The sequence below is a fragment of the Nitratidesulfovibrio oxamicus genome (assembly GCF_015731765.1).
Taxonomy (GTDB): Bacteria; Desulfobacterota; Desulfovibrionia; order Desulfovibrionales; family Desulfovibrionaceae; genus Cupidesulfovibrio; species Cupidesulfovibrio oxamicus.
The window spans coordinates 1-2544 of the sequence record NZ_VRYY01000372.1; the positions used below are offsets into that span (position 1 = coordinate 1).

A 2544-nucleotide genomic window follows, 5' to 3' on the forward strand; every position below is an offset into this window, starting at 1 on the left:
CGATCACCCTCTCAGGTCGGCTACCCATCGTCGCCTTGGTGGGCCATTACCCCGCCAACAAGCTAATGGGACGCGGACTCATCCATGAGCGGTAGCTTACAAGTAGAGGCCACCTTTCCCCCGAACTGTGAAATCGGAGCGTATTCGGTATTAGCGACCGTTTCCAGCCGTTATTCCCAACTTATGGGCAGATCATCCACGCGTTACTCACCCGTGCGCCGCTTTACTCAGGCCGAAGCCTTTTCACGCACGACTTGCATGTGTTAGGCACGCCGCCAGCGTTCAATCTGAGCCAGAATCAAACTCTCCAGTTGAAAAACTGAAGTCGCACGAACGCCTCGTAATTGAGGCACCCGTACGATTGATTACTTATCGTAAAGGCTGATTCCTTCCCGACTCGCTATTTACTTGTCAAAGAACCGCAGTCTTTCGACCGTCGGCCGGGCCAGCGCCCGAACCTTTTTTGCCCTACACGCTGTGCGTGCAGGCGGACTTTCAGCTATGCTCCTTTCGGAGACATCCGTCAACACTTTTTCGCGTTTTTTTTCGCAATGGCCGTGTTGACCTTTTGCCCATCCGGTCCTGCGCAGCCCCCTTGCAGAAGGCGTTGCCGGTTCCGTTCGGCGCGGAGGTGGTTTCTACGCGAAACACGGTTGAAGTCAACACCGTTTTTTCATTTTCTTGGAATTTCTATACAACAACCTGATAATTAAGACATAAAATCAGACATGCGCCGCACCGAAATGTCCCCCTCCCGGAGCATTCCAGCCCATGCAGCGTGCGTGGTCGCCTTCGGAACCACTTGCACGGCTACTTTTCAGCGTTCCCTGACGCGTTCTGTCGGTCCCTGCCGTGTCACCTTCTCGAAGGATCACTAACGCATTCGCGCTATCCAATCCGATGTTCCGACAGCGTTTCCGTTCGGGGTCGGGCCATGTTCCCTGTATATGTATGTACCCAACGGAGTGTCCCCTTTCGCCCGCCCGGCTCTGGCTTGCGTACCCGTGCCGAATGTTCCGGTCCTGCCCCTGCAACTCTGCCGCGCCCCGCCCGTCCTGACTGTTCTGCCTGGCCTGCCTGACCTGACTATCCCGGCTGGCCCGGCTGGCCCGCCCGTCCCGTCCTGCGCACCATGGGCCACGGGGTGGCGCGCCACGGCAAGATAGGCTAGGTATGTGCCCAATCCGCAACCAAGGGAGACACCAATGGGTTTTCTTAACGCCAGCAGCAGCTTCACCCGGTTCCGCATCGCGGACCCGGTGCCCGCCACCCTCTGGCCCACCCTGCCCGACAAGCTGAAGCAATTCTGCTTTCGCGACATCGACAACACATCCGACGAACGTTCCTGGGGCTGGGTGTGCTTTGACGACATGCTCGACACTGCCTGGCGCACCGCGCCGCCCGAAAAGGGCGGATACATTGCCTTTTCGCTGCGGCAGGACACCCGGCGCATTCCCGCAGCCGTGCTGAAGAAGCATCTGTCCCTTGCTCTGCGCGAGGAAGAGGCCCGCAACAAGGAACAGGGCAAGAAGTTCATCTCGCGCGAGCGCAAGAAGGAACTGAAGGAACAGACCCGGCTGCGCCTGATGTCGCGTTTTCTGCCCATCCCCGCGGAATTCAACGTGCTGTGGGCCATCGACACGGGCATCATCTATTTCGCCTCCACGCAGTCGAAGATGATCGACCTGTTCTCCGACTATTTCACGCTGACCTTCGACCTGCACCTGGAGCCGCTGACGCCGTACGCGCTGGCCGCCTCCATGCTGGACGAGGCCGCCATGACCCGCCTGGACACGCTGGAACCCACCCGGTTTGCCGGGTAGGCGCGCCGGACAAGGACATACGATGAGCGACACCCCCTATCTCGGCCAGACCACCGACGTGATCCTGGGCCAGGAATTCCTGACCTGGCTGTGGTACCGCAGCGAAACCGCGCCCGGCTCGTTCCGCATGCCGGACGGCAGTCCCTTCGGCGTGCACATGGAGCAGCGCATTTCGGTGCAGGGCGGCGAGGGCGAAAGCCTGGAAACCGCCACCGTCTCCGGTTCCATGTCGCCCCTGCGCGAGGCGCGCATGGGCCTGACCACCGGCAAGAAGGTGACCCGCGCCCTGTTGCGCTTCGAGCGCGAGGCCGATTCGTGGCAGGTCAGCCTGCGGGCCGAAGACTTTTCCCTCAACAGCCTGAAGACCCCCACCGTGGAAAAGGACGGCGAGGGCGGCGACGACGACCCCGACGCCCGCCTGCTGGAAAAAATCTACCTGATCGAAACCTGCCTTGGCTTCCTGGACGAGGTGTACCGCCAGTTCATGGAGGTACGCCTTTCGAAGCGCTGGGCAGAGGAAGTGCGCGACCTGCGCGGGTGGATGGAGCACGAGGCGTAGGGACTGACCCGCCTCCCCCCCGCCACCACAAGGCTTCAAGGACAACGACGACGTGACCAGCGATCCCCGCGATACCCCTCCGGCGCCGCCCGCCGCCGCAGACACCCCGGCGGAAGGCGCCCGCCATCACGCGCCGCGCCCTGGCCGCATGGCTGCCATGCT

At 61.5% G+C, this 2544-nt stretch carries 2 protein-coding genes and 1 rRNA gene; 2 read left to right on the forward strand and 1 reads right to left on the reverse strand.

Going from position 1 to position 2544, the window contains the following annotated elements:
* A 16S ribosomal RNA gene (locus tag FVW20_RS12345) occupies nucleotides 1-314 on the reverse strand; the annotation flags it as partial.
* Between the two features lie 891 nt (nucleotides 315-1205).
* On the opposite strand from FVW20_RS12345, the gene rdgC reads away from it, so the two are divergent.
* Together rdgC and FVW20_RS12355 are read left to right on the forward strand one after the other, a co-directional pair.
* Complete coding sequence (rdgC, locus tag FVW20_RS12350) at nucleotides 1206-1823, forward strand: recombination-associated protein RdgC (protein ID WP_167123110.1); 618 nt, start codon at nucleotides 1206-1208, stop codon at nucleotides 1821-1823.
* A 22-nt stretch (nucleotides 1824-1845) separates the two neighbouring features.
* On the forward strand, nucleotides 1846-2382 hold the full coding sequence (locus FVW20_RS12355) for a hypothetical protein (protein WP_012612065.1): 537 nt from the start codon (nucleotides 1846-1848) through the stop codon (nucleotides 2380-2382).
* Nucleotides 2383-2544: the final 162 nt, after the last annotated feature.